A 1,737-nucleotide genomic window follows, 5' to 3' on the forward strand; every position below is an offset into this window, starting at 1 on the left:
CGCGGCCTCGGCTGCGGCCGGCCCATCGGCCGGGTCGACGGCCACGCGCTGCCGGTGGTGCCCGCCGCGCGGGGCGGCACCGCGGCGGGCCTGCTCAACTTCTTCCGCATCGGCTCGGAGGCCGTCTTCGTCGCCGGCTACGCCGTCGTGCTGGCCGCCGTGGTGGGCAGCAAGCTCACCGGTCCGGCCGCCGACGACACGGCCGCGGGCCAGTTCGGCCACCCCGACGTCTACCACTCCGCCTTCGCGGTCACCGTCGGTGTCCTCATCGCCCTGCTCGTCGCGCTCACCGCGGTGATCGTCGCCGTGCGCCGTCGCGGGGGAGCGGGCGGCAGCGGACAGCGCGACCACGCCCACGGCAGTGCGAGTTCCGACAACGGCTCGAGCCCGATCCCCACCCCGGAAGGAAGTACCCCATGACGCACGCCCTCGACACCGTCCGTGTCGACCTCGACCGCATCGCAAACATCTCCCCGCCCCTGATGATCCGACCGGTGGCCGACCGTTCCCCCGGCGGCTTACCCCAGGTCCAGCTCCCCAGCGGGCACACCGCCGTCCACGTGACCGCCTATCGCGACGTGCACGCGATCCTCACCGACACGACCTTCGCCCGCGCGCGGACCAACGTCGAGGACGGGCCGAGCTTCCTGCCCACGATCATGCCGACCGAGATGCTGCTCAATCTCGACCATCCCGAGCACGGGCGGCTCAAGGGCTTCGTGGCCTCGGCCTACAGCGCGGCCACCATGGCCCGCCGGGTACCCGCCGTGCGGCGCGTCCTCGACGACCGGATCGCCGAACTACGAGTCCGGCGCGATCAGGGCGCCGCCGACCTGGTGCGCACCGTGCTCGACCCGCTGACCATCGCCGCCAATGTGGACTACCTCGGCATCCCGGACGCCGACATCGCCCACTTCCGGCACCTCTCGCGCGAGATGCAGCTCGGCCACGACACGAACATCGAGCAGTTGCTCGCCGACTTCTGGACGCTCTACCACTACATCGAGGATCTGGTCGCCCGCCGCCGCGAGCTGCGCCCCGGCCTGATCCTCGACCTGCTGGCCGCGCGCGATTCGGTCTCTCCGCCGGTCACCGACGCCGAGTACGCGGCCATCCTGCTCGGCTCGCTGGTCGGGGGCGACCAGAACATCCTCTCGGTGGTCACCAAGATCGCCTACGTGCTGCTGGCCCGCCCCGAGCTGTGGCGGTACCTGGTGGACAACCCGCGGGCCGTGCCGGCCGCCGTGGAGGAACTGCTGCGGCTGCTGCCGCTCGGCCGCATCTCCACCTTCCCGCGCGTGGCCACCCGGGAGATCACCCTGTCGGCGGGCGTGCTGTATCCCGGTGAGGTCGTCTATGCCGACGCGCACTCGGCCAATCGCGACCCCGAGGTGTTCGGCGACCCGTCGGTGATCGATCCGAACCGCGGCGGCAAGCGTCACCTGCAGTTCGGCTACGGCATGCACCACTGCATGGGCGCGGCCATGGCCCGCATGGAGATCACCGAGGTGCTGCGCGGGCTGCTCACCGCGCTGCCCGGCCTGCGGCTGACCGTGCCCGAGGAGCAGATCCCCTGGGAGACGGGCATCCTCGTGCACCGGCCCACCTCGCTGCCGGTCACCTGGTAGCCGGTAGCCGGGGCAGGCTCGGTCCGGGCGGGGGGGGGGGGTGGGGCCGAGCCCCGCCCGCGCCGCCCGGCCCCCGGGGTACGGCCGGGAATAGGGTGTCGGGCGCCCC

General features: G+C 72.8%; 1 protein-coding gene and 1 pseudogene. Both read left to right on the forward strand.

Features of this window, described 5'->3' with window-relative positions; genetic code table 11:
* A pseudogene (locus tag QH283_RS22865) lies at positions 1-420 on the forward strand (hypothetical protein); the annotation flags it as partial.
* Positions 417-1,628 (forward strand): cytochrome P450, encoded by a 1,212-nt coding sequence (locus tag QH283_RS22870; protein WP_280505003.1) that lies wholly within the window; start codon positions 417-419, stop codon positions 1,626-1,628. The pseudogene QH283_RS22865 and the gene QH283_RS22870, both read left to right, overlap by 4 nt.
* Positions 1,629-1,737 lie beyond the last annotated feature (109 nt).

It is taken from the genome of Nocardia farcinica (assembly GCF_029867845.1).
Taxonomy (GTDB): domain Bacteria; phylum Actinomycetota; class Actinomycetes; order Mycobacteriales; family Mycobacteriaceae; genus Nocardia; species Nocardia farcinica_A.

Coding starts and splice junctions, on each gene's coding strand:
- QH283_RS22870 (WP_280505003.1), top strand. CDS start 417: ATGACGCACGCCCTCGACACCGTCCGTGTCGACCTCGACCGCATCGCA.